General features: G+C 35.4%; 23 protein-coding genes. 6 read left to right on the top strand and 17 right to left on the bottom strand.

Annotated features, from left to right (window positions below; genetic code table 11):
* Nucleotides 1–49 precede the first annotated feature (49 nt).
* Nucleotides 50–685 (top strand): alpha/beta hydrolase, encoded by a 636-nt coding sequence (locus tag ACJJVP_RS12870; RefSeq protein ID WP_405414187.1) that lies wholly within the window; start codon nucleotides 50–52, stop codon nucleotides 683–685.
* 11 nt (nucleotides 686–696) lie between these two features.
* Nucleotides 697–1,164: a GAF domain-containing protein gene (locus tag ACJJVP_RS12865; protein WP_405414185.1), complete on the top strand. Its 468-nt coding sequence runs from the start codon at nucleotides 697–699 to the stop codon at nucleotides 1,162–1,164.
* A 69-nt stretch (nucleotides 1,165–1,233) separates the two neighbouring features.
* On the opposite strand, the gene ACJJVP_RS12860 is transcribed toward ACJJVP_RS12865, so the two are convergent.
* Entirely contained in the window at nucleotides 1,234–4,629 is a 3,396-nt protein-coding gene (locus ACJJVP_RS12860; RefSeq protein WP_405414184.1) for a ThuA domain-containing protein, read from the bottom strand.
* A gap of 96 nt (nucleotides 4,630–4,725) precedes the next feature.
* Here ACJJVP_RS12860 and ACJJVP_RS12855 point away from each other — a divergent pair, with 96 nt between their 5' ends.
* The 3 genes from ACJJVP_RS12855 (at nucleotide 4,726) to ACJJVP_RS12845 (ending at nucleotide 8,177) form a co-directional block, all read left to right on the top strand.
* Nucleotides 4,726–5,352 (top strand): YdeI family protein, encoded by a 627-nt coding sequence (locus ACJJVP_RS12855; protein WP_405414183.1) that lies wholly within the window; start codon nucleotides 4,726–4,728, stop codon nucleotides 5,350–5,352.
* 142 nt (nucleotides 5,353–5,494) lie between these two features.
* Nucleotides 5,495–6,919, top strand: coding sequence for an amidohydrolase family protein (locus tag ACJJVP_RS12850; RefSeq protein ID WP_405414182.1), 1,425 nt, complete (start codon nucleotides 5,495–5,497; stop codon nucleotides 6,917–6,919).
* A gap of 13 nt (nucleotides 6,920–6,932) precedes the next feature.
* Nucleotides 6,933–8,177 (top strand): amidohydrolase family protein, encoded by a 1,245-nt coding sequence (locus tag ACJJVP_RS12845; protein ID WP_405414181.1) that lies wholly within the window; start codon nucleotides 6,933–6,935, stop codon nucleotides 8,175–8,177.
* Between the two features lie 117 nt (nucleotides 8,178–8,294).
* Here the strand turns inward: ACJJVP_RS12845 and ACJJVP_RS12840 are convergent, their stop codons facing one another.
* The 4 genes from ACJJVP_RS12840 to ACJJVP_RS12825 all read right to left on the bottom strand — a co-directional run bounded on the left by ACJJVP_RS12840 (nucleotide 8,295) and on the right by ACJJVP_RS12825 (nucleotide 11,029).
* On the bottom strand, nucleotides 8,295–9,362 hold the full coding sequence (locus ACJJVP_RS12840) for an OmpA family protein (RefSeq protein WP_405414179.1): 1,068 nt from the start codon (nucleotides 9,360–9,362) through the stop codon (nucleotides 8,295–8,297).
* Between the two features lie 78 nt (nucleotides 9,363–9,440).
* Nucleotides 9,441–10,073: a DUF998 domain-containing protein gene (locus ACJJVP_RS12835; RefSeq protein ID WP_405414178.1), complete on the bottom strand. Its 633-nt coding sequence runs from the start codon at nucleotides 10,071–10,073 to the stop codon at nucleotides 9,441–9,443.
* A gap of 57 nt (nucleotides 10,074–10,130) precedes the next feature.
* Nucleotides 10,131–10,772, bottom strand: a complete 642-nt coding sequence (locus ACJJVP_RS12830; RefSeq protein WP_405416193.1) for a sterol desaturase family protein — start codon at nucleotides 10,770–10,772, stop codon at nucleotides 10,131–10,133.
* Nucleotides 10,772–11,029 (bottom strand): hypothetical protein, encoded by a 258-nt coding sequence (locus ACJJVP_RS12825; RefSeq protein ID WP_405414176.1) that lies wholly within the window; start codon nucleotides 11,027–11,029, stop codon nucleotides 10,772–10,774. Before ACJJVP_RS12825 ends, ACJJVP_RS12830 begins: the two co-directional genes overlap by 1 nt.
* 193 nt (nucleotides 11,030–11,222) lie before the next feature.
* On the opposite strand from ACJJVP_RS12825, the gene ACJJVP_RS12820 reads away from it, so the two are divergent.
* On the top strand, nucleotides 11,223–11,699 hold the full coding sequence (locus ACJJVP_RS12820) for a Dps family protein (RefSeq protein WP_405414174.1): 477 nt from the start codon (nucleotides 11,223–11,225) through the stop codon (nucleotides 11,697–11,699).
* A gap of 64 nt (nucleotides 11,700–11,763) precedes the next feature.
* Here the strand turns inward: ACJJVP_RS12820 and ACJJVP_RS12815 are convergent, their stop codons facing one another.
* The 12 genes from ACJJVP_RS12815 to ACJJVP_RS12760 all read right to left on the bottom strand — a co-directional run bounded on the left by ACJJVP_RS12815 (nucleotide 11,764) and on the right by ACJJVP_RS12760 (nucleotide 22,297).
* Complete coding sequence (locus tag ACJJVP_RS12815) at nucleotides 11,764–12,417, bottom strand: hypothetical protein (RefSeq protein ID WP_405414172.1); 654 nt, start codon at nucleotides 12,415–12,417, stop codon at nucleotides 11,764–11,766.
* A gap of 18 nt (nucleotides 12,418–12,435) precedes the next feature.
* Nucleotides 12,436–12,852 carry a VOC family protein gene (locus ACJJVP_RS12810; RefSeq protein ID WP_405414170.1) on the bottom strand — a complete coding sequence of 139 codons (417 nt, stop codon included), beginning with the start codon at nucleotides 12,850–12,852 and terminating at the stop codon, nucleotides 12,436–12,438.
* Between the two features lie 82 nt (nucleotides 12,853–12,934).
* Nucleotides 12,935–13,420, bottom strand: coding sequence for a hypothetical protein (locus ACJJVP_RS12805; protein ID WP_405414169.1), 486 nt, complete (start codon nucleotides 13,418–13,420; stop codon nucleotides 12,935–12,937).
* Nucleotides 13,421–13,465: 45 nt separating this feature from the next.
* Nucleotides 13,466–13,861, bottom strand: coding sequence for a hypothetical protein (locus ACJJVP_RS12800; protein WP_405414168.1), 396 nt, complete (start codon nucleotides 13,859–13,861; stop codon nucleotides 13,466–13,468).
* A 56-nt stretch (nucleotides 13,862–13,917) separates the two neighbouring features.
* Nucleotides 13,918–14,049, bottom strand: coding sequence for a hypothetical protein (locus tag ACJJVP_RS12795; protein WP_405414167.1), 132 nt, complete (start codon nucleotides 14,047–14,049; stop codon nucleotides 13,918–13,920).
* A gap of 20 nt (nucleotides 14,050–14,069) precedes the next feature.
* Nucleotides 14,070–14,459 (bottom strand): hypothetical protein, encoded by a 390-nt coding sequence (locus ACJJVP_RS12790; protein ID WP_405414166.1) that lies wholly within the window; start codon nucleotides 14,457–14,459, stop codon nucleotides 14,070–14,072.
* 35 nt (nucleotides 14,460–14,494) lie between these two features.
* Nucleotides 14,495–15,907: a carbon starvation protein A gene (locus ACJJVP_RS12785; RefSeq protein ID WP_405414165.1), complete on the bottom strand. Its 1,413-nt coding sequence runs from the start codon at nucleotides 15,905–15,907 to the stop codon at nucleotides 14,495–14,497.
* 107 nt (nucleotides 15,908–16,014) lie between these two features.
* Nucleotides 16,015–16,182 (bottom strand): hypothetical protein, encoded by a 168-nt coding sequence (locus ACJJVP_RS12780; protein ID WP_157486553.1) that lies wholly within the window; start codon nucleotides 16,180–16,182, stop codon nucleotides 16,015–16,017.
* Between the two features lie 78 nt (nucleotides 16,183–16,260).
* A complete protein-coding gene (locus tag ACJJVP_RS12775) occupies nucleotides 16,261–16,497 on the bottom strand; it encodes a hypothetical protein (protein ID WP_405414163.1) in 237 nt (78 codons plus the stop codon).
* Nucleotides 16,498–16,785: 288 nt separating this feature from the next.
* Nucleotides 16,786–17,895, bottom strand: a complete 1,110-nt coding sequence (locus ACJJVP_RS12770) for an alpha/beta fold hydrolase (RefSeq protein ID WP_405414162.1) — start codon at nucleotides 17,893–17,895, stop codon at nucleotides 16,786–16,788.
* A gap of 400 nt (nucleotides 17,896–18,295) precedes the next feature.
* Nucleotides 18,296–18,976: an AbiJ-NTD4 domain-containing protein gene (locus ACJJVP_RS12765; protein WP_405414160.1), complete on the bottom strand. Its 681-nt coding sequence runs from the start codon at nucleotides 18,974–18,976 to the stop codon at nucleotides 18,296–18,298.
* A gap of 90 nt (nucleotides 18,977–19,066) precedes the next feature.
* Entirely contained in the window at nucleotides 19,067–22,297 is a 3,231-nt protein-coding gene (locus ACJJVP_RS12760) for a S41 family peptidase (protein ID WP_405414159.1), read from the bottom strand.
* Nucleotides 22,298–22,333: the final 36 nt, after the last annotated feature.

The raw sequence follows: 22,333 nt of genomic DNA, 5'->3' as shown, positions 1-22,333 counted from the left end.
TAAGCGTACCTTTATCAATAGTTTAATAATCGTTTCATAAAAGGTTATTTTGAAAATATACGCTATTAGTGGTTTAGGTGCTGACCAAAGAGTTTTTAATCATTTAACTCTAGATTTTGAATTGATCACTATAGATTGGATTACTCCTCTCCACAACGAATATATTAAAGAATATTCAAAAAGACTTAGCGAAGTTATTGACACCAACGTTGAGTTCTGCTTAATAGGTGTTAGTTTTGGCGGATTAATTGCCACAGAAATAGATAAAATACTTCAGCCGAAAAAAGTAATTCTTATTTCTTCTGTACAAACAAAAGATGAATTAAGACCGATTTATAAATGGGTTGGCAAGTCTAGAATTTTAAAATTTTTACCTAAGTTTCTATTTAACCCACCAAGATTTCTTGCTAAATATATCATGGGAGCTAAAAATTCTAAATTATTTTATGAAATATTGGATGATACGGATTTAAGCTTTGTAAAATGGGCGTTACAAGAATTTACTGCATGGCAAAACACAACACAATCCACAATTGTTCTTAAGATAAACGGTACAAAAGATAAATTGATTCCGCCCAAAGGTACCACCAGAACAAAGCTTATTGAAGGTGGAGAACATTTTATGATCGTAGATAGCGCTAATGAAATCAGCAAAATCATTAATTTTGAACTTAGAAATACTTAGCATAAAACCATATGAACAACTCTAAAGAATTTTTGGCTATTGTTAACGCTGAACTAAAGGAGAATACTCCCAGCTGGGACAATCTTCTAAAATTGATCTTAAAGCATTTTGAATGCGCTACCGGCACGTTACATTTTTTAGATAAAGCGTCTTTGCTACAGCTTCAATCTCAAGTTGGTATTCCTGAGTTTTTAATTCCTAAATTATCTACTATTCCTATCGGTAAAGGTATGGCGGGTATTGCGGCAGAAAGAAGAAAACCTGTTGAAATGTGTAATCTACAAACTGATGATTCTGGTGTTGCTAGACCATCGGCAAAAGATACCAAAGTAGAAGGATCATTAGCTGCACCATTAATGTATAATGACAATTTATACGGAACTATTGGTATTGCTAAACCGGTACCTTATGATTTTACCGAAACCGAGATGGACTTACTCATGCAAATTGGTGAATTGATAAGCAAAAAATTAAGCTAACATTCTCACTTTTATAAATAAAAAAAGCCCGCTGATTAGCGGGTTTTTTTATTTATATTAAATCAATCACTATTTAAAGATAGCGCCTGTTAGAGCTACTTGAGCAAGTTCTGTACCTTCTTCCCCATTAAACGTTACATAATAAGGTCCATCACCTGAAACTGTTCCAGTAATTGGAATAGTTAACATGGTACCTTGGGAACCTTTTGGTTGTGCCGTTAATTGCCCGCTACCAATTACCGGTCCGTCAACCGTATTTTCATGTATTTCAAAATCAAAATACATATTCGGTGCTTCTTGCCATCCAGCTGTAAGCGAAACGGACTTCACACCTTTTAAAGACATGTTCTCCAACATAAACCATCCAATTCTTTTGTTAATTAGCAACAGATCCATACCGCCAAATTGTACAGCTTGCATTCCGTCCAATTTCATTTTATCATTGAACTTAACTGTACTACTTGGTATTACAACAGATTTAGAACCTGTTAGCGGTATAGTACCTTCGGCCCCTGCATCGGTATAACTTGCTGTAATAACCATTACATGATCAGGAGCTGATGCTGCTGCGGTAATGACTCCTTTTGATGGTAATGATTTCACTTTTTTATCATCGCCATTTAATGAAAGAATATACAATCCGATCTGTCTAGTTTCATCAGATGTAATATTTGGGTGCGCAGGCATAGTTACTTCTCCCCAAACACCATTACCACCTGTTTTCATTTTACCTTGCAAGTATTTCAAAGCATCTTTACGCTCTTTATACTTCGCTGCTACATCTTTATAATTTGGACCGATAGAAGCTGCTGCCTCTTTATGACACACTTTACAATCCATTGCTTGGGTCAGTGCTTTACCAGTAACAGCCGCAGAAACTTGTTGATGTCCTAAATTCATAGCTACCTTATCCATTCCTTCTAAATAATCAACGCTTACGAATATATTATTTGCATCGATGTCTGTTCCATCTGGATCAGTTACAGAAACATCATAGGCAATTTTCTGACCCGGTAAGTAGAATGCTGGAGTACTAGCCCCCAATGAAATAGCTACTTCCGGTCTTGAGTTTCCTGCTACAATACTGGTGCTTTCGCTAATTGTCTTTTCCCCTTTATCATCAGATACTGTTACTTTTAAGTTGAAAACCCCTGCATCTGTATAAGTATAATCTACAGAAGGTGTTGTAGTCTCTTTACTTTCACCATTACCAAAATCCCACATGTAAGAAACAGTATCATTATCTCGATCTGCAGCGTCTACACTAGCACTAACTTTCAATGGTGTTTTACCATTGGTTATATCAGTAGTTACAGAACTAACAATAGGTGGTCTGTTACCGCCATTAAATTCTATAAAGCCTAATGAAGAATTTGCGTTTTGTGAGAACCAGCCACTACCGTATTCAAGAAGATAGATTTTACCGTTAGGACCTACTTCCATATCTATTAAGCTATTGACTTTAATATTTGGTGCAAAAGGCTCCATCTTACTAAAATCTCCATTTTCATCTAAATGAACGGCAAACATCCATCCACGCATCCAATCATAGATAATCACCTTTCCGTCATAATAACTCGGTAGTTTTTCGTCACCTTGATACATATCTGAGTAGTAGGTAGGTCCTGCCATTGCATTTCTACCACCAGTTACTGTTTGTGGAAAATCTTGAGAATCGTCATACGGATAATACACATATGCCGGCATTGCTGGTGGTAATTCTGTCAACCCCGTATTATTACGAGAGTTATTTATAGGTTTTTCAGGATCAAATGCTGGACCCGTTTTACCCGTTTCATAGTCGTATGCATTATAGGCAAAATTGTTACCTATAAATAAAGGCCATCCAAAATTACCAGCTTTTTTAGCCTGGTTCATTTCATCATAACCTCTTGGTCCTCTTGTCCCTAAACTATCGACTCTTGCATCAGGCCCAACATCGCCCCAGTACAAATACCCCCTTTTCATATCTACAGATATTCTATAAGGATTTCTATGACCCATCGTGTAAATTTCAGGTCTTGTCTTATCCGTACCTACTGCAAATAAATTACCTTCGGGTATATCATACGTACCATCCTCCTTTACTTTAATTCTAAGTATTTTACCTCGTAAGTCATTCGTATTACCTGAAGAACGACGAGCGTCATATTGCTCATGACCTGGTATATCATTCAAAGGAGCAAATCCGTTATTTACATACTTAACGTCTTTCTCATTAAACGGCGTCGAATTATCACCAGTTGAAAGATATAGTAAGTTATCTGGACCAAAAGCTATGGAACCACCGGTATGACAGCAAATCTCTCTCTGGCTGTCTACATCCATAATTACCTGTTCAGAAGCTACATCAAATTTACCATCCATAAACTTGAATCTTGACAAACGATTTACCCATTCATCACCTGTTGGTGAGTAGTATAAGTAAATCCAATGGTTATTGGCAAAATCAGGGTCTTTTTGTAAACCCATTATTCCCTCTTCTGCATTAACGCCAGGCGTATTCAATGTTTTACTGTAGACATCAAGCTTTAATACTTCACTAAGTTCTTTGGTCTCATTATTATATAACATTACTTCGCCCCTACGTTGTGCTACCAAAACGTCTCCATTTGGCAAAACCGTCATCTCTGTAGGTTCAAAAAACTGACCTTCCTTCAAGGTTACTTTTGAAAAACGATCAGCATCTGGCGGTATTTGAGAAGCTACTTTAGTATAATCTAAATTTAAGTTTTCACCTATAGCATATTGAATTCCTCCTAAAAGATGTTTTAAAAACAAATCTTCAGAAAAACTTTCATCTGCATGTCCGCCTCCTGTATAAAATGCGCGTCCGCCATCAAAATCATGATACCATGATATTGGATGAAAATCTCCGTTTTCACCACCTTCATAGGTAGATTCATCAAGGGTTATCAATACATTCAAATCTGGATTGATGTTTTTGTAGTTATACAATTCATCTTTTCTAGTCCATACAGAGTCGGTAAAAAACTGTGTAGCCTTAAAGTTCTTGTCTTTAATAATAAAATCTGCTGTTGGCATCCCTTTAGGGTGACTCAAAAATTGAGCTCCTGCCAAATCATTATACCACCCCCAATCATATTCCGTATCTGCAGCGGCATGTACACCTACATAACCACCACCGGCTTGTATGTAGCGTTCAAAAGCTGCTGCTTGGTACTGATCCAAAACATTACCTGTTGTACTCAAAAAGATTACCGCAGAATAGTTTTTAAGATTTTCATCTGTAAATAGTGCTGCATTTTTGGTAGTATCCACTGCAAATCCGTTTTCTGTCCCTAACTTTTGAATGGCTGCAACACCTGCCGGTATCGATGCATGCTTATAACCCATAGTTTTTGAGAAAACCAAAACCTTAGGTTCTCCCTCTCGTTTATTGCCACCACATGAGACAATAATAAGCGCAAAGCCCAAAAGCAGCGCATTGAAGATTTTTTTCATACGTTAATTGTTGTTGTTTAGTTGATTTTATAATGTATAAAAATAGGGCGTGTATATTTATTAACCAATACTTTTTATATTAATCATTGTACTTTTATGATAAATTATGAACCATTTAGTACTGTTATGCTAAAAATACCTGAGTTTTATTTTAAAAATGATATTGAATTTAAAGATTGGTTACATAATAACCATTCTGAACATACTGGCATTCATTTAATTTTCTACGCTGTTGCCCATGAAAATGAAAGTATGCGTTGGGAAGAAGCTGTACGGGTGGCATTATGTTATGGCTGGATTGATAGTACCGTAAAAAGTTTGGGCAATGGTAAAAGGCGACAATATTTCTGTCCTAGAAAACCTAAAAGTGTATGGAGCAAAGTTAACAAAGATCATATCAAAGAACTGAAATCTAGCGGACTAATGCATGCAGCAGGACTAGCATCTATAAAGATTGCCAAAGCCAACGGTTCTTGGTCTTCTTTAGATGATGTGGAGAACGGTGTTATTCCCCAAAAGCTACAAATGGCATTTGATAAAAACCCTAAAGCTTTTACCAACTTCAAAAACTTTACACGCAGCCAACGTAAAAGCTACCTTTATTGGTTAAACCAAGCAAAGCGTGAAGAAACCAGAAATAAAAGAATTGAGCGAATCATTCAACACGCCGCTGAAAATATTAAATACCGCGATGGTGGCGGTTGGCAATCTGCTAAAAAGTAAAAATTATAGGTCTTTTACTCTTACATTATAAAAAGACCATACGTTCATTATCAATGCAATAATTCAATTTGGATAATAAGACATATTCCAAAATTTACCACATATTCTTTTTACCTTCCCTTTACTAAACTACCATACTACTATGATATTATCGAATGTGATGAAAGCTCTTACTTTCTCATTACTAATAGCACTTACCAGTTGTAAAGAGAAGCAAACCGTAACATATGATGTTGTAATAAAAAATGGTAATCTTATCGACCTGGATAATGGTTCTATATCTATTTCCAATATTCTGATTAATAACAACAGAATAACCAAAATCAGTACTGATACTAGTTTAACTAATATTGTGGCAAAGACTACTATTGATGCTACAGGTAAATTTATAGTACCAGGCTTTTGGGATAACCACACCCATTTTAGAGGTGGAGATTCTTTAATTGCCGCGAATAAAAATTTTCTAAAGCTATTTATAGCAAATGGCATTACAACAGTTCGTGATGCTGGCGGTGATCTTACCTCATCTGTTTTAGAGTGGCGAAAGGCTATTGCGAACAATGAATTGGTAGGACCCACCATTTTTACATCGGGACCAAAAATTGATGGACCAGGAGGTACTTGGGCTGGCTCGTTAGAAGTAGATACTGATGAAACTATTACTAAAGCTTTAGATTCTTTGCAATCTATACCATCTGATTTCGTAAAGATTTATGATAGTCGTATTTCGGGTAAAGATTATTTAAAGGTAATACGAGAAGCAGAAAAAAGAAACCTAATAACTTCTGGACATATGCCTTTTACCGTGGAGCTTGACGCTACTATTGATGCAGGTATTGATGCTGTTGAACATTTATATTACATCATGAAAGGGTGTTCTAACAATGAAAAAGAAATCACCCAAAAACTAATAGATAAAGAAATAGGGTTTTGGGATGCCATGCCCCTGCTCCAATCTAGTTATGCTTATACTACGGCAAATGCTACGTTTAACAAATTAAAAGCAAACAACGTTTTTGTGGTACCTACATTGCACATTGGTGCTGTACTTAGCTATTTAGATGAAGTTGACCACAGCAAAGACAACTATTTGAAATATATGAGCGACGGTATTCAGCAAACCTATAAAGGCAGGATTGACCGTGTAAAAAATGCAACAGATAAACAAGTTGCCGATAGAAAAGCTTTGGATCAATTCTTTGGTAAACTTGCATTGAAATTAAACGAAAACGGAGTATCTCTTTTAGCAGGTTCCGATAGTGGTGCTTACAATAGTTACACCTATCCTGGTATTTCATTACATGAAGAAATGGAAGCTATGGTAGCTACAGGAATTTCTCCGCTAGATGCGCTTAAATCTTCTGCATATAACGGTGCTATGTTTTTAAAGCAAGATGCTGATTATGGAACTATTTCAGAAGGTAAAATTGCTGATATCGTTTTACTGAACAGTAACCCATTAGAAGATATTAAAAGTACCAAAGACATCTTTATGGTAATTTCTAACGGAAATCAACATTCCAAAACTGACTTAGACAACTTATTAACCTCTGCTATTGCCAACTAAATTCAACTCAATTATGAAATCATTTTTATTTGTTTTTATTTTCTCTTCATATGCTTGTTTTGCTCAAACACTCTTAAAACCAGACCGCATATTCGACGGTACCGAAATGCACAATGATTGGGTGGTTTTAGTGGAAGGAAATGAAATTACGTATGCAGGTAGTGCAAACGGAATTTCCCTGCCGAACAACACCACAGAATTAGATTTGACTGGCAGTACTTTAATGCCTGGAATTATTGAAGGTCACTCCCATGTTTTATTACACCCATACAATGAAACCGATTGGAACGACCAAGTGCTAAAAGAATCGCCTGTTGAACGTGCAGTTAGAGGTACTGTTCATGTAAAGAATTCTTTAATGGCCGGTGTAACCACCATGCGAGATCTGGGTGCTGAAGGTGCCGGTTATACTGATGTTTATTTGAAAAAAACTATTGATAAGGGAATTATAGACGGACCACGTTTATTGGTTGCCGGACCTGCAATTGTTGCTACAGGAGCATACGGACCAAAAGGATTTCATGACGGTGTAACTGTGCCCTTAGGTGCTGAACCCGCAAGCGGAGTTGATCAGTGTATTGAAACCGTTCGTAGACAAATGGGTAACGGTGCCGATTTAATAAAAATATATGCCGATTATCGCTGGACTCCCGGTGCCGATTCTAAAGCCACATTTTTACAGGAAGAAATTAATGCCATGGTTGCAACTGCTACTACAGCAGGTAAATATGTAGTTGCACATGCCGCTACGCCGGAAGGTATGAAAAGAGCTATTCTTGGCGGCGTGGAAACCATTGAACATGGTGATGGTGGTACGCCAGAGATTTTTAAAATGATGAAAGAAAAAGGTATTGGCTTGTGCCCTACTCTAGCCGCAGGCGATGCCATAACGCAATACCGAGGATGGAACAAAGGAACCGACCCAGAGCCCGAACGCATTCAACAGAAACGCAAGTCTTTTAAAATGGCGCTGGATTCTGGTGTACAAATTGTATTTGGTGGTGATGTAGGTGTTTTTACGCACGGAGAAAATTATCGTGAAATGGAATTGATGGTAGATTACGGAATGAAGCCTTTAGCAGTCTTAAAATCTGCTACCTCTGGTAATGCCAGTATGTTTCATTTAGACCAATTAGGAAGCCTTAAAGAAGGGTTTTTAGCCGATATTATTGCAGTAAAAGGGAATCCCTCAAAAGATATCTCTTCTGTGGAAAATGTATCTTTTGTAATGAAAGATGGGATAGTTTATTTGGATTAGTTGTTGGTTGTTGGTTGTTCGAGACATGGTCACTTCGGCTACGCTCAGTGACCTTTAAATTTAATATCTTCAACAGATTACTTTGTACTTTTTACTTTGTATTTTATTCAGTACTAATTACATCTTCACTAATTCTACTCGTCTATTTTTAGCCTTGTTTTCATCACTATCATTTACGACCATTGGTTTTTCGGACCCAAAACCTTCTGCTTTTAATCGTGAAATATCAATTCCTTTACCCGCTAAAGCATACATTACCGTATTTGCTCTTTGTTTGGATAACTCTTTATTTCTTTCATCTGTTCCCGTGTTAACCGTATGTCCTTCTATAGATAATTTTAAATCTGGGTTGGTATCTAGTAGAATAAATATATTATCTATAATTTCTAGAGCATCTGGTTTTAAAGATGCCTTGTCCGTATCAAAATTTATATTTAAAATAGCTTTACCATTTGTATCTATATCCTCTTTCATTTCAGATGCCGTAGGTGCTTTAATTGTTTGCACAAAGTCTTCTAATTCAACAACTCCTACCTCTGCCCCATACTTGTTAGACCAAACCTGAAACATTATTTTACCGCTTTTGTGATTTAATGCGTAATGCCTAATTGGATCACTATTATAGGCACGACCAACAATATAATCGCTCTGTGCCATTGGGTCTATTTTATCAAGTGCATACATTTTTTTTCTAGGTACACTTCCTTTAAATATCAATTCTGCACCTATACTTTCCAAATAACCATCTACACTCTTATCAAATATTAATTTGTTAAAAGCTTTTCCTTTTTCTGCCATTCCATAAAGCATTTTAGCCATTTTTCCTTCGGCATTATAAAACGCAGCACCAGTATACATCATTAACTTTCCAAATTCAGAAAACTTGGTCATTCCGTCTTTTGCCGGCTTCCCTTGTTTTGTTTTTACAAAGAAACCTTTAGGTGGTGATAAGTAAGGAAACTCGCCTATTTGAACAGACGATACAGGTATTACAGTCCAATCAAAATTATCAGTAAACAATTCGACCTTTGGCTTATCAGTATTTGGTTCTTTAGCTTCTTGTCTTATTTCAACATCTTCTGTTGTAGGTGCTATTACCTCCTCAGTCTTTTCTTCAACCTTTTTATCAGGTTTACATGAAATGGAAAATGTAATTAAAGCAAATAATAAGGCTAACTTTTTCATACTCAAATATTATTAATGGTATTCAAAAGTAAAAATTTTAATATGGATGGTACCAATACATAAGAATTAAACCTAATACTACAATTTAACCTCAGCACCGGCTCCAATTCTCAAGGCACTACCAACCATAAATACAATAAAAGAGGTTTCTATTATCCGTTGTAAAATTCCTCTGTAACCTGAATTGGGGTCGGAAAATAGCGAGAATATAAAAATGCCACTTATTATTCCCGTGATTATTGCTATTTGAGATAAACGTTCGTAGTTCTCAAACTTTTTAAAACCTAATCCTATGCCAATTAAACAAATTGGAAAAAAGATATAAGTCAATGAAGCCACGGCATTATGTATAAGTTGTGCAAGACTAGAGTTGATGACATCTGTTGGGCACCCGGCATCACACGGAAATATTCCTACCAAAATAGTTCCTAGTCCGTAGAATAATGCTAACCCGAAAAAACCGGCTACGATGAGTTTTGAACTTGGTAGTTTTCTGGGGGCACTAAAACAGAAAATGGTAATGAGAATTCCGCTAGGTATATATCCGAAGTACTGCAAGTATCGTCCGTACTCAGTGTTTATTGCAAAAGATTCACTTATGTACTGACTTACTACACTGTAGTCTTCTATTAATAATGGACCAACGATGGCGGCTATCGCAAATAAACTTACTCCTAAAATTCCTATGTATGCTACTAGTTTATTGGTCATTCTACTGGTGGTTGGTTTTTTATATGACGCTCAAAATACCTTTATGTTACATAAAAATTATACTTCTGCCTTATTATGCTCTTCCCACTCCCTTCTCAAATCTGTAGAAAGCATATTGGTGCCATCATGTTTCCAGCCTGGTGGTTTTGTCAAATACTTAAAGCGGTTTACAATGGAGGTTTTTGAAGTGAAAAAATCGCCCAGCATCTTGTACCACTCTCCAAAAGCAATTTTTAAAGGATTGTAGGTATCGATATTTGTAACCAGACCGTATACCGGTTTTTCCACCTCTGGTTCAAAAGTGCCAAATAACCTGTCCCATATTATGAAAATTCCAGCATGGTTTCTATCTAAGTACTGCGGATTCGTAGCATGGTGCACCCTATGGTGACTTGGTGTATTGAAAACAGCTTCGAACCACTTGGGCATTTTAGTGATGAACTCGGTATGAATCCAATATTGATAGATGAGACTGACGGACATCTGCACCAAAACCATCACCGGATGAAAACCGATGAGAATTAATGGAATCCAAAAAATGAAGGTATAAAATCCGCCAGACCACGACTGTCGTAATGCCGTGCTTAGATTGTAATTTTTAGAGGAATGATGCACAACGTGACTTGCCCAGAAAAACCGACTTACATGACTAGTTCTATGAAACCAATAATAACAAAGGTCTTCTGCAAAAAGAAGTATTAACCAAGACCACCACGCAAAAGGGATTTCAAATAGATGCCAAAATTATATAACAAGTAGAAAAACCCCAATGCAATACCTTTGGTAATTAAACCTATAGCAACATTACCCAGCCCCATAACAATAGATGTACCGGCATCTTTAAACTCGTAGTCATGTAATTTTATTTTTACCGATAGTATAACTTCCAAGATAACGGTCACCGTAAAAAACGGAATGGCATAGTGTATTAAATTAGGGATTTCAGGAATTTGCATGCTTATATAATGTCATATTAACCTCCCTAATTTACGAATCTAATCTGTGAACTACAATTACTTTAAAAGGCAACAATTATCATTCATAAAATTCAATAATAGTATAAGCAAAACATATAGCTTATGTAACTTTTGTTACCCATAAACATTGACTTTGTGCGTAATTTTACATTATAATTAAAACAACAGAATTATGGAAACTTTAAATAAAAACGTGGGATTAGGTCAAGATTATAAAATAGAAATCAGTGATAAACTAAATGTTCTTTTAGCTAATTATCAAATTCATTATATGAATTTGAGAGGTATGCACTGGAATGTAAAAGGGAGCAATTTTTTTCTATTACATGAGAAGTTTGAAGAGTTATACACTGAAGCTACGGAAACCGTTGATGAGATTGCAGAACGCATTTTAACTTTAGACCAACAGCCTTTACATACGTTTGAAGATTACTTGGACAATAAAACCATTAGAATTATCAAAGAAGTGTCTGACGGTGCTACCGGTATTTCTTTACTTATAGATAACTTGAACGAGTTATTAATTCAGGAAAGAGAAATTTTAGAATTCTCTTCTGATAACAATGATGAAGGTACTGCGACTTTAGTTAGTGATTTAATATCCGGACAAGAAAAATTAATCTGGATGCTTAAATCTACATTAAAATAAGCTACATTTTCAGTTATACAAAAGGGCAAAAATCTTGATAGATTTTTGCCCTTTTTTTATTGTATTAAACTTGGCTAGAATTAGTACCGCTGCCTGTTCGCATTTCTATTTCCAAAGCTCTTTTGTAGAACTCACGGAATTGCTTTTTACTATATTTTGCCCGCATAGCAGATAGTACATCAGATAGACCAAGGCTACACCAATCCCACAGCATGGTATCAAAATTATAGGCGTACATTTGATTTTTCACCTCGGCTCTTATAGTATCTACTTCATTTGCCGTGAATCCATTTTCTAATAATCGTTCTAAAGCGCGTTGCTCGTTTTCTTTGGTAAACTCCGTATCTAGAAAAGGCTCTAGAATCCAGTCCCAATTCCAATTTTGTGGTATAAGTCTAACATTGTTACTTTCAGCAAATTGTTTCAGTTTCTCTTTTTGTTCTGAAGAAATAAATATGATATCGTTTTTTACATGCACTTTGCAAACTGTAAAATCAACCGACATGCATTTTATATCCTTAGCCGAAATTATAGCTGTTGGGTAAGCAATTGATGGCTCAAATGGATATTTAGTAATTACAATTTCCCTTTCCCGTATTTCAGATTCCCCAATACCACATAGTAGTTTTTTAACATTAAAAAACTCTAAAGACCTATTAGAATTCAATACAGATTCTTTTTTCTTAAAATTGAATATGTCTTTTAGAAATTTCCACATAGTAACGAAACTAAAATTCTATTGTTGCTGCTGTTGTTGCTGCATTTCTACTGGTTCTAACAGATCCCACAGGTTGCCATAAAGGTCTTCAAAAACCGCTACCATACCATAAGGCATTTTTTCTGGTGAACGCACAAATTTAATTTTACGTTCCATCATTTTGTAATAGTCCCTCCAAAAGTCATCAGTATACAAAAACAAGAATACGCGACCACCTGTTTGATTTCCAACACTTGCCAGCTGTTTTTCATCATCTGCCTTTGACAGTACCAAAGAACATTCTCTTGATCCTTGTGGTGCCACAATAACCCAACGTTTACCATCGCCCAAGTCGGAATCTTCTATTAGATTAAAATCTAATTTCTTGGTATAAAAATCAATGGCTTTATCGTAGTCATCTACTACTAGTGCTATACGTGCTATGGATTGTTTCAATATTATTTTTGTTTTAGTTGAATGTTTTAATCCGTAATCATATTTATTTTAAAGCCATTCAAATGGTTATTATATTATTGTTTTATAATTCTGATGTCATTTTACCAAGATTTATCATCTCAGCCTTTACAAATATGATATCACGTACATATTCCATCTTACCCCATAGATAGGTGTTTCCTTTTAAGCCTTTAGTCATCCGCATTCTTCTATTCAGCCTTTTTGTTTCTTTTTCGGTCGCTAATCTTCTTTCGCCAAGCTCTCCGTATAATTTTACACCCGGATAGTCTGAAAACTTTTCTTTGAACAATGCACCAAGCCAAAAGAACCGACTACTATTGACCCCAAGTAGACATACATTATTATTCGTTTTTGCGTGTAACGGTAATTTCTTAGGGAACTTTTCAAAATAAAATCCTGTTTGATTATCGTTTAAAAACAAGGACCCGATGGGAGTAACCGTAGGGTTATTCTCTGCGTCTACAGATGCAACAGAAATATGAAAATTAGAACTGAAACTCTTATTGAAATGCGTTCGTATCTTTTTCCAGTCTTGAGTGATGTCCATTCTTAAATTATTTAAGTTGCTATTATAACTGTCTGCTTTAAAATTTTACAAATAATTCATATCAATATACATCCAAGAATACATCAACAATTTCAATAGCACTACTACACCGAAGGATGCCAATAAACTGTACCAATACTTCTTACTATTGTTTTTAAATTTCCGATTTATATAATACACCTGAACAGGAATAAATAATATTAAAGCAACAATTGCCAAACCTATGACTGAATATAAATAGAATACCATTGTCATGCTTTCTAAGACACTAAAAATTGCATTAAAGGCTTCTAAAATATCATCTACAGTCTCAACACCACTTCCGCCGCTGTAGCCAGAAGTATCTCGTCTAAACAATACTTTTAATTCAATTATAAAAAGTACCGCATTGAACAATAGGTAAAGTATGAACCAGAATAGCTTTTTAAGTATTTTAATCAATTTATATTCTTTAAATCTTAATCCTATTTGATACCGACAGTATGCTTCATTGATAATTACTCTTGAATAACCCCCTCAATTTCCTTTTGTAAATCTCTTTCTGAAACCATAATATCTTGCATCATTAATATTACTAGTTCTTTTTTGTCAGTACTGGTGTCTTTTATATTTGGGTAAAGGAAATTCATTAAATATTCCGTTTTTGATGTCAATAACTCCTTTTTTCTTCAATATTCACCAAAGTGGAAACTCTATCGTATTCCAACAATTCAATTTTTGAACTAGAAATAGCTTTCCATGAACTAATTCTAATTTGAGGTATTTGAACTCCATTCACTTTCATCATTACATTGAAAATAGAAATTGTGTTATTCTTTTTGTAAAGTTCTAAGGTGTCGATAAGTGTCTGCTGTTGAAGTATTTTTTTCTTAATGTCTTCATTGGTCTCCTTCAACTCCATATCCATTGATATAAATATCTGATTCATATACTTTGCATCTTTTCGATCTTCATTCCAATTATTGATAAAAAGTGCTATCAAAATACCGACAATAATTGTAAGTATCTCTTTGAAAAATTCTATAATAGTTTTATTCATATTGAAAGTTTAGTTGGTATTAAAATATCATGTAATTACAACGCACTTGTTTCAACTTTCAACTTTCTAAAAAATAACACTGTTAGTACAGCAGAAATTCCAACACCTATCCAATTAGAAATTTCAATATCCATTCCTAAACCAACATTAGGGTCATAAAAAATATAGGAACCAACCACGGACGTAATAAAAAATGCCGGAACTAATGCAATGATATAATGCGTTTTCTTTTGATATAAATATACAGCACCAATCCAAAGAGCAATGGCAGCAGTTACTTGATTTGCCCATGAAAAGTACCTCCATAATAGTTGAAAATCCATATTTGTAAGTATAAATGAAACGATAAAGAGCGGAATAGCAACCATAAATCTATTCTTTAATACTTTCTGGTCTATATTCAAATAATCTGCAATAATCATGCGTGCCGCTCTAAATGAAGTGTCTCCTGATGTAATAGGTAATACGATTACACCCAAAACGGCAACGGTACCACCAATGGTTCCTAAAGAAATGGTAGCTATTTTATTCACCACTGCGGTTGGTCCGCCATTTTGTAAAAGCTCATTTAAAGAATCTCCATCCAAAATACTCATTGATGCCGCTGCCCAAACCATGGCAATAGCGGCTTCAAGTATCATCATACCATAAAACACTTTTCTACCATCTTTTTCATTATTGATGGTACGTGAAATTATGGGAGATTGCGTAGCATGAAAACCTGACAGGGCACCACATGAAATGGTCAAGAAAATTACTGGAAAATAAGGTATGTTCTGCGGATGCATATTTTGAAATGTAAGCTCTGGAATAGGATTGCCTACAACGAACATGCCTATGCAAATACCAATGGCACTTAATATGAGCAACAAACCAAGCACAGGATAAATTTTACCTATGATTTTATCTATTGGTAATAAGGTTGCAACTATGTAATAGAGGAATATGGCAAAAAGTACTATGGTCAAATAGCTTGTTTCTGAACCTATAACATCATTAATCATATTTGCGGGAGCAGTTACAAAAACAGTACCTACTAAAATTAGCAGTAATAGCGCAAAGAAGTTTACAACGTGACTAAAAGATTTTCCTAAAAAACGAGATGCCAATGCCGGTAAATGTGCACCACCAAAACGTAACGAGATCATACCGGTTAGGTAATCATGCACTGCACCTGCAAAGATAGATCCAAGCACAATCCAAATAAATGCGATGGGACCATACAAAGCACCTAATATAGGACCAAAAATGGGACCTACACCTGCAATATTCAAAATTTGAATAAAAGCATTTCTATTACTGTTCATGGGTACAAAGTCCACCCCATCTTCCATGGTATGTGCGGGAGTTTCCTCTGTTTCATTTGGTTGAAATGTTTTATCTACAAATCTGCCGTAGGTGATATAACCCAATACCAATAGGATAATGGATGTAATAAATGTAATCATGTGGTTGTTTTAGACTTGGTATAAAATGAATTGAAAGTTTGCTTTAACTAGTGACCAGTATGGGATTTAGAAGAATTTTCAAACCTAAGGTCAAAGCAAATTTAATCCTATTTTTTAAGCCTATCAATTACAAACATTATAACCACTGACAGAATAGCCACTACAATTGCTTTAACCCAGTCGATTTCATCCTTTGCAAAGGCATCATAAATAATAAAACCGGTAGCGAAACCTAATACGAATTTTAAATTTTGAAGGGTAAATAAGTTTTTCATTTTGTGGTAGATTAGGTAAAGAACTAATGTTAGTCATTCCGAGAAGATTCAAACATTGTCCAATTTGTGTTACTTGCGTTATACGTTATTGGCAATAGTATTTTTTACTATTATCTCATTCAGTTTTTGAGAATCAGCTTCCTTAATTTCATTCAAGTCAAACGTAATTGTAATGCCGCTGTCTTTTGTTATTATTAACTTTTTTTCAACCATTTCAGTCTTTTTGATTTGATTAAAATTCAATGATTTTGAAGCCCAAGAGTTAATTCTTATAATAACTCCTTTTTTGTTCCATTGAACATAATTTTTATACAAAACATTTTACTGAAATAAATCACTTGTAGAAAAAATCCAATAGCACTTATTCTTTTGTTCAGTTTTGGATTTTCAAATTCAAATAATTCAAAAAAACCCACCAAAATAAAAATTAGAGAAAGGAATAGAATGAATATCCAAATCCAACTTTTCATATTGTCAAAATGTATCTTTTTCTTTTCCATTTGTGTTCAAATTCTATTATTGCTAACGTCTCCGTAAGATAAGTAGGGTAATTGTGGGCTTAATGTAAAAGTAAGCAAACCTTTCATTTTCATCTTCAAACAGTTATTTTTTCAATATTTCATTAATATATATTGAACGATATTTTTCTGGATATTCAATCTGCACACCGTGTGTTCCATTTTCAAATAAAAACCATTTTTTAGATGGTGCAACAATGGAATCAAAATAAGTCTTTGCCACAGATGTTTCGGTAAAATGATCATTGTCTCCTTGTAATATATAAACGGGTACTTTAAATTCTGGGATATCACGCATTAAATTAATATCTATTGCGGTAGGTTGTAAAATCTTGGCTGCAGGATAGTAGGATTCAGGACTATTCAGCATGTCGGTAAATTTTTCTTTAAACGTCAAGCCATTATCCATAAACATATCTCTAAGAAATGAATAATCGGTGTCTAATTTAAAAGGTGCATATTTCAGCACAATATTTCGTTCTATTTCAAAGGCCTCTGTTACGGTATTGTTTATATTATTCGAATAAGGTGGACGTCCTATTTGTTTTAATTGAGTAATAGAAAGAGTGTCATTATATTTCTCAGCTTCTGACATTGCAAAATCATAAGATAGTTCTTCAGAAAGCGATTGATTCGCCATGAGACCACTACCAATATAGGCGTAATATAACTCAGGCTGTTTTTGAACCATATAAGCAGCTACAGCAGTTCCCCACGATAAACCTTCAATGTAAATCTTATCCTTTTTAAAAGTCTTTTTTAAATGTTCTGATAATTGCAAACCATCATCCACTATATGGTTTAAGGTAATGGAAGAATCAGGTATACTATCATTATAAGCTAATCCAGATCCTCTTTGATCCCAATAACACACCGTAAATAAATCTTCCAAATCAACCCCTGCCAGTTTATATATGACTGGTAAAATTGGCGCACCTGGTCCGCCGTGTACAATCAAAAGTACAGGATTATTTTTGTCTTTTCCCCTAATTGTAATCCTTTGAGGTATTCCATTTATTGTCATGTCCTCGTGCATGGCAATACTATTTGGTAGTACATCTCCCTTTTCGTCTAAAAAAGGTTCTTCTTCTCCAGAACTATTGATTCTAATTATTAGCAATACAACTAAAACAAACGTAACAATTGCTCCCAGTAAAATCAAAAACCACTTCCCAATTTTCTTTACTATTTTCATATGCTCTTAATTAGTTCTGTGGTTTTCTTATTGCTGCCAACGGTCTCGACTATGGCAAGTATCGCAGGCAAGGAAACTTTTCGTTTCCGTCTGATCTACGAGCCAGAGCTTTTTGCTTTGTTTTTATCTTTTTCATTTTAAAAGCCAAATCCAAAAGATTTGGCGGATTTAGCAAACATGCCTAAGTCAGAAAATTTAGCACTTTATGCCCTATTTGCTATAGCCAATGTTGGCAACTGTATTTTTTAATTTTTTGTTATTAAATAATTTACAAAAGCAGAACAAGCTACTAGCATAAATCTTGCCTCTTCAAGTCCAGGTGGGATTTCTTCATCCAACAATCCGTGTCTAATACCACCACTATCCGATGCATAACCATATATCGCACTAAATCCAGATTTCAGACTTTTCGGAATGGGATTTTCTTGTCCAATATCTTTAATGCTTGTCCTAAAGTAGTATTTTCATTTCCAGTGATTATTTTACATAAAGATTCAACAGCTGAAATAGATTCTTTTATTGAGTTTCTATAATCCGGTTTTCTTTTATCTGTCAATAATTCCAGTGCACTCTGAATATGAACTATTACAGGTCTATATTGAATTCCAGAATTTAGAGCATTTTCAATTTCATTTATTTCTTCACGAGAATCTATTTCTAAAAGGCTTAAACCTACAAATCTAAAACCAGATAATTCTCTTTCTAAATATGGATTACAGACCCTAACAAATTCATCTCCAAATTCTTCTGCGCAGAATTCCAAATATTCATAAACCTCATACCATTTAGCACTAAAAAACCAATTTCGAACAAATTTATAGGAATCTTCGCTATATATTCTGCCCTCCGAAATCATTAAATTGTCTATCGGCTTTTTGAAAAAATCTCGCCACAATTTGCGGAAGAAATCTGCTAAATCTGAAAGTCCACCTCCATATGGTTTATGGTTAGATACCTTACTAAATGTTTCATCACAAACAACTGACCACATTGTATTTCTCAAGTGTTCAGGCATTTGTTCCTTTGGAATTTTAGTTTTGGGCTTTAATATTCCTAATCTTTCAGAAAATTTCAGTTTCATTTGTTAATATTGTTTCCTTCTATTGTACATATCACTAATTATAAAAATATATGTACAATTGTAATTATGTCTTATGTGCTAAATTCAGAGTTACTCCACCTCCTTAATCAATACCTCAATAGATTTGTCCAATTGCTCATCAATGCCTTTTGCAATTACTTCCGGCTGATTTTTAATGATAATTTCTGGGTTGGTTTCATTGTTTTCCATCCACTCGCCTGCTTTGTTTTTAGCGCTTACAGGTACAACGCCCCAAACACCACCGTTTGGTAAACGTTCCCAACCAGCAAAGCTACAGGTACCCGGAACAGGCATACCTACGGTTTTGCCAATCTTTAAATCTACATAGCCGCTTGCAAAACAAGATCCATCACTGTACATAGATTCGTTGAACATTGCCAAGGTTGGCTTTGTCCATCGAGAGGTTGGTTCGCCACCTACTACCCTAGCTTCTGTTTCATACGATAAAAATGGTATACCGGTAAAGAACATAGCCAAATCTGCCACCAAGTCGCCACCGCCATTAAAACGGGTATCTACGATAACTCCTTTTTTATCATTGAATTTACCCAACATTTCTTCATAAATGGTACGGTATGGTCCGTCGCTCATACCTGGTATGTGCACATAACCCAAGGTACCGTTACTTTTTGCCAATACTTCTTTTTCGTTATTTTTTACCCAACGGTCATAAAGCAATCCGTTTTCTACGCGTAAAGAAATAGGTTTAACAGTTAGCTGTTTTCTCTTACCTTTTTCATCGACAATATCTAGCAATGTAAAATTGCCCGCAATACGGTTTAGGTAGAAAGCGGCATCGGTAGATTCGACTATAGTTACTCCGTTAATTTTCTCGATTATAGTACCTGGTTGTATATCAAATCCTGCTTTGTCTAATGGTCCGCCTTTAATGACTTCCGTAATTTTCAATCCATCACCTTTATAATCGTAATCCATGAAAATACCTAAAGAAGCTGTTTGATCTCCGTTTTTGATATTGGCGGAGAAACGACCTCCGGCGTGACTCACATTCAGCTCGCCTAACATTTCTGAAACCATTTCAGAGAATTCAAAACCATTACCAATATGCGGTAAGTACTTTTCGTATTCGATACGCATCGCTTTCCAATCTATACCGTGAAAATTTGAGGTGTAGAAAATACCATTGGTACGCAACCAGATATGATCAAACATATACTTGCGCTCAGCATCGGCATCTAAAACCATTTCTGCCTTTATTTTTACAGGTTCTGTCTTACTAGTCGCTACATCAACTTTAGATATGCTACCGTCGGATAATAAGAACAGATGCTCTTTCTTGGCATCCCATTGTAAACTTCCTGATTTCGCATCTAAGGCTATGAGCATTTTGGTGCTTTTAGTACGTATTTCGGTTTCCCAAAGGTTCAATCCTTTTTCAAACTTGGTCAGGTAATACAGTTTTTCTCCGTCTTTAGAAAGTACGGCATCCGACAGTTTAGAGGAGTGTATGGTTAAACGCGCTTTTCTGCGTTCTACATCTTCCAAATCAAATTTCACCGTTTTTACTTCCTTTTTTTCGTCTTTCTTATCTTTCTTCTTTTTATCATCAGATTTGGCTTCGTCCTTTTTTTCTTCGGCAGCCTCTTCTATCATTTTCAACAAATCGTATTCCTCTTTTGTATTATTGAACTTATCCCAAGACTCTTGGTTTAAGAACATGGTATACACATCTGTTTCAAAAGAACCACTTGTGGCATAACTTTTTAATCCGTCGCGATTCGAGAAATAGATAATTTGACTACCATCGTTCACCCATTTAGGTGAAAAATCATAATAACCGCTTTGGGTCAAGTTTTTACGCTGTTTACCATCTTTAGAAATCAACAGCAACTCGGTATTATTCAACGAAACACTCCAATCTACCAACAGCCACTTACTATCCGGACTCCACTGATAATACTGATCACCGTCTCTCATGTGAATCACATTGTCAGGAGTCATTAAAGTAGTAATTTCTTTCGTTTTCAGGTTCTTCACCTTTATCGTTCTTCTACCTTCTACATAGGCAACATAGGTGCTATCTGGCGAGAATTCGGGCAAATAGATATCTTCTTTTGAAGTGACCAATGTATCTTCTTTGAACAACGTTGCGGCAAAGAAATAAGGTTCTTCTTTTCGGACTTTAGAAGATGTAAAGATGCTCCATTTACCATTGCGTTCACTAGAGTAGGCAATAGATTTACCATCGGGCATAAACTTTACAAATCGCTCTTGTTCTGGGGTATTGGTGATACGTTTAGTCAACGAACCATCTACCGATGTTACAAATACCTCTCCCCTGCTGATAAAAGCGATTTCTTTACCATTAGGTGCAACATCCATTTCTTGAACACCACCGTTTACAGATACATATTTTATAGGATTACTGTCTTCTTGCGTTCTAACTATTATTTCTACCTTCTTAGCACCTTCACCGGCTTTTAGCGTATAAATTTCCCCATCATAACCAAATGCCAAAGTATTGTCACCAATACTTAATGAGCGTACCGGATGTGTCTTAAAACTGGTATGCGCAGCAATTTCAGGTTCTCCCGTCAACGACATGGAAAAGACATTAAAAGTACCTTCTTGCTCGCTTAAATAGTAAACGGCTCTGCCATCTTTTGAAAATACCGGATTACGATCTTCTCCTTTAAAAGTGGTAAGTTGTTTATGTTTTTCGGTGGATGGGTCATACGACCAAATATCTCTAGTTATGGCAGATGTATGATGCTTTCTAAAGGTATCTTCATATCCCTTCTTATCGTGATACACCATCTTGCTACCATCAGTATTTACTTGTACATCTTCCACAGGCACAGTCAATACTTGACCAACTCGCCCACCATTTACAGGAACGCTATATAATTCGGGCTGCGAACCTGTTGGGTATTGGCGATGTTCAGCTATATCTAACCGATTTGCTCCAAATAACACCTCTGAATCATCGGCAGAAAAACTATAGGGAGTTTCGTCATTACTATGATAGGTTAATCGTGTTGCTTCGCCGCCTTGGGCATCCATCACATAAACATCAAAATTGCCATATCTATTAGAGGCAAATGCTATCTTTTTTCCGTCTTTACTCCAAACTGCTTTATAATCATGGGCAGAATGATAGGTTAACTGCTTTGCTACACCACCTTCTGCCGGTACCGTAAATAGATTGCCTTTATAAGTAAATGCTATTGTAGTACCATCGGGAGAAATTGCTGGGTAACGCGCCCATTTAGGATTCGTTTGTGCCGTGCATACATAAGTTAAGCATACCGTTAAGGCGGTCAAAAAAGAATATTTCATATGTTTAGTTAGTTGGTCTATAGTAGTTTCGAAAGA

Origin of the sequence: Maribacter sp. Asnod1-A12 (genome assembly GCF_045063735.1) — a bacterium.
GTDB lineage: Bacteria > Bacteroidota > Bacteroidia > Flavobacteriales > Flavobacteriaceae > Maribacter.
The sequence above is the reverse complement of the archived record's forward strand: the minus strand, read 5'-3'. Positions and strand labels throughout refer to the sequence as shown.

Excerpts from the sequence above, each read along its gene's own strand:
- ACJJVP_RS12855 (WP_405414183.1), top strand. The coding sequence starts at position 4,726 with ATGATAAATTATGAACCATTTAGTACTGTTATGCTAAAAATACCTGAG.
- ACJJVP_RS12820 (WP_405414174.1), top strand. The coding sequence starts at position 11,223 with ATGGAAACTTTAAATAAAAACGTGGGATTAGGTCAAGATTATAAAATA.
- ACJJVP_RS12790 (WP_405414166.1), bottom strand. The coding sequence starts at position 14,459 with ATGAATAAAACTATTATAGAATTTTTCAAAGAGATACTTACAATTATT.
- ACJJVP_RS12765 (WP_405414160.1), bottom strand. The coding sequence starts at position 18,976 with ATGAAACTGAAATTTTCTGAAAGATTAGGAATATTAAAGCCCAAAACT.
- ACJJVP_RS12760 (WP_405414159.1), bottom strand. The coding sequence starts at position 22,297 with ATGAAATATTCTTTTTTGACCGCCTTAACGGTATGCTTAACTTATGTA.
- ACJJVP_RS12785 (WP_405414165.1), bottom strand. The coding sequence starts at position 15,907 with ATGATTACATTTATTACATCCATTATCCTATTGGTATTGGGTTATATC.
- ACJJVP_RS12850 (WP_405414182.1), top strand. The coding sequence starts at position 5,495 with ATGATATTATCGAATGTGATGAAAGCTCTTACTTTCTCATTACTAATA.
- ACJJVP_RS12865 (WP_405414185.1), top strand. The coding sequence starts at position 697 with ATGAACAACTCTAAAGAATTTTTGGCTATTGTTAACGCTGAACTAAAG.
- ACJJVP_RS12845 (WP_405414181.1), top strand. The coding sequence starts at position 6,933 with ATGAAATCATTTTTATTTGTTTTTATTTTCTCTTCATATGCTTGTTTT.
- ACJJVP_RS12780 (WP_157486553.1), bottom strand. The coding sequence starts at position 16,182 with ATGAAAAACTTATTTACCCTTCAAAATTTAAAATTCGTATTAGGTTTC.
- ACJJVP_RS12795 (WP_405414167.1), bottom strand. The coding sequence starts at position 14,049 with ATGAATTTCCTTTACCCAAATATAAAAGACACCAGTACTGACAAAAAA.
- ACJJVP_RS12835 (WP_405414178.1), bottom strand. The coding sequence starts at position 10,073 with ATGACCAATAAACTAGTAGCATACATAGGAATTTTAGGAGTAAGTTTA.
- ACJJVP_RS12860 (WP_405414184.1), bottom strand. The coding sequence starts at position 4,629 with ATGAAAAAAATCTTCAATGCGCTGCTTTTGGGCTTTGCGCTTATTATT.
- ACJJVP_RS12825 (WP_405414176.1), bottom strand. The coding sequence starts at position 11,029 with ATGCAAATTCCTGAAATCCCTAATTTAATACACTATGCCATTCCGTTT.
- ACJJVP_RS12770 (WP_405414162.1), bottom strand. The coding sequence starts at position 17,895 with ATGAAAATAGTAAAGAAAATTGGGAAGTGGTTTTTGATTTTACTGGGA.
- ACJJVP_RS12815 (WP_405414172.1), bottom strand. The coding sequence starts at position 12,417 with ATGTGGAAATTTCTAAAAGACATATTCAATTTTAAGAAAAAAGAATCT.
- ACJJVP_RS12840 (WP_405414179.1), bottom strand. The coding sequence starts at position 9,362 with ATGAAAAAGTTAGCCTTATTATTTGCTTTAATTACATTTTCCATTTCA.
- ACJJVP_RS12805 (WP_405414169.1), bottom strand. The coding sequence starts at position 13,420 with ATGGACATCACTCAAGACTGGAAAAAGATACGAACGCATTTCAATAAG.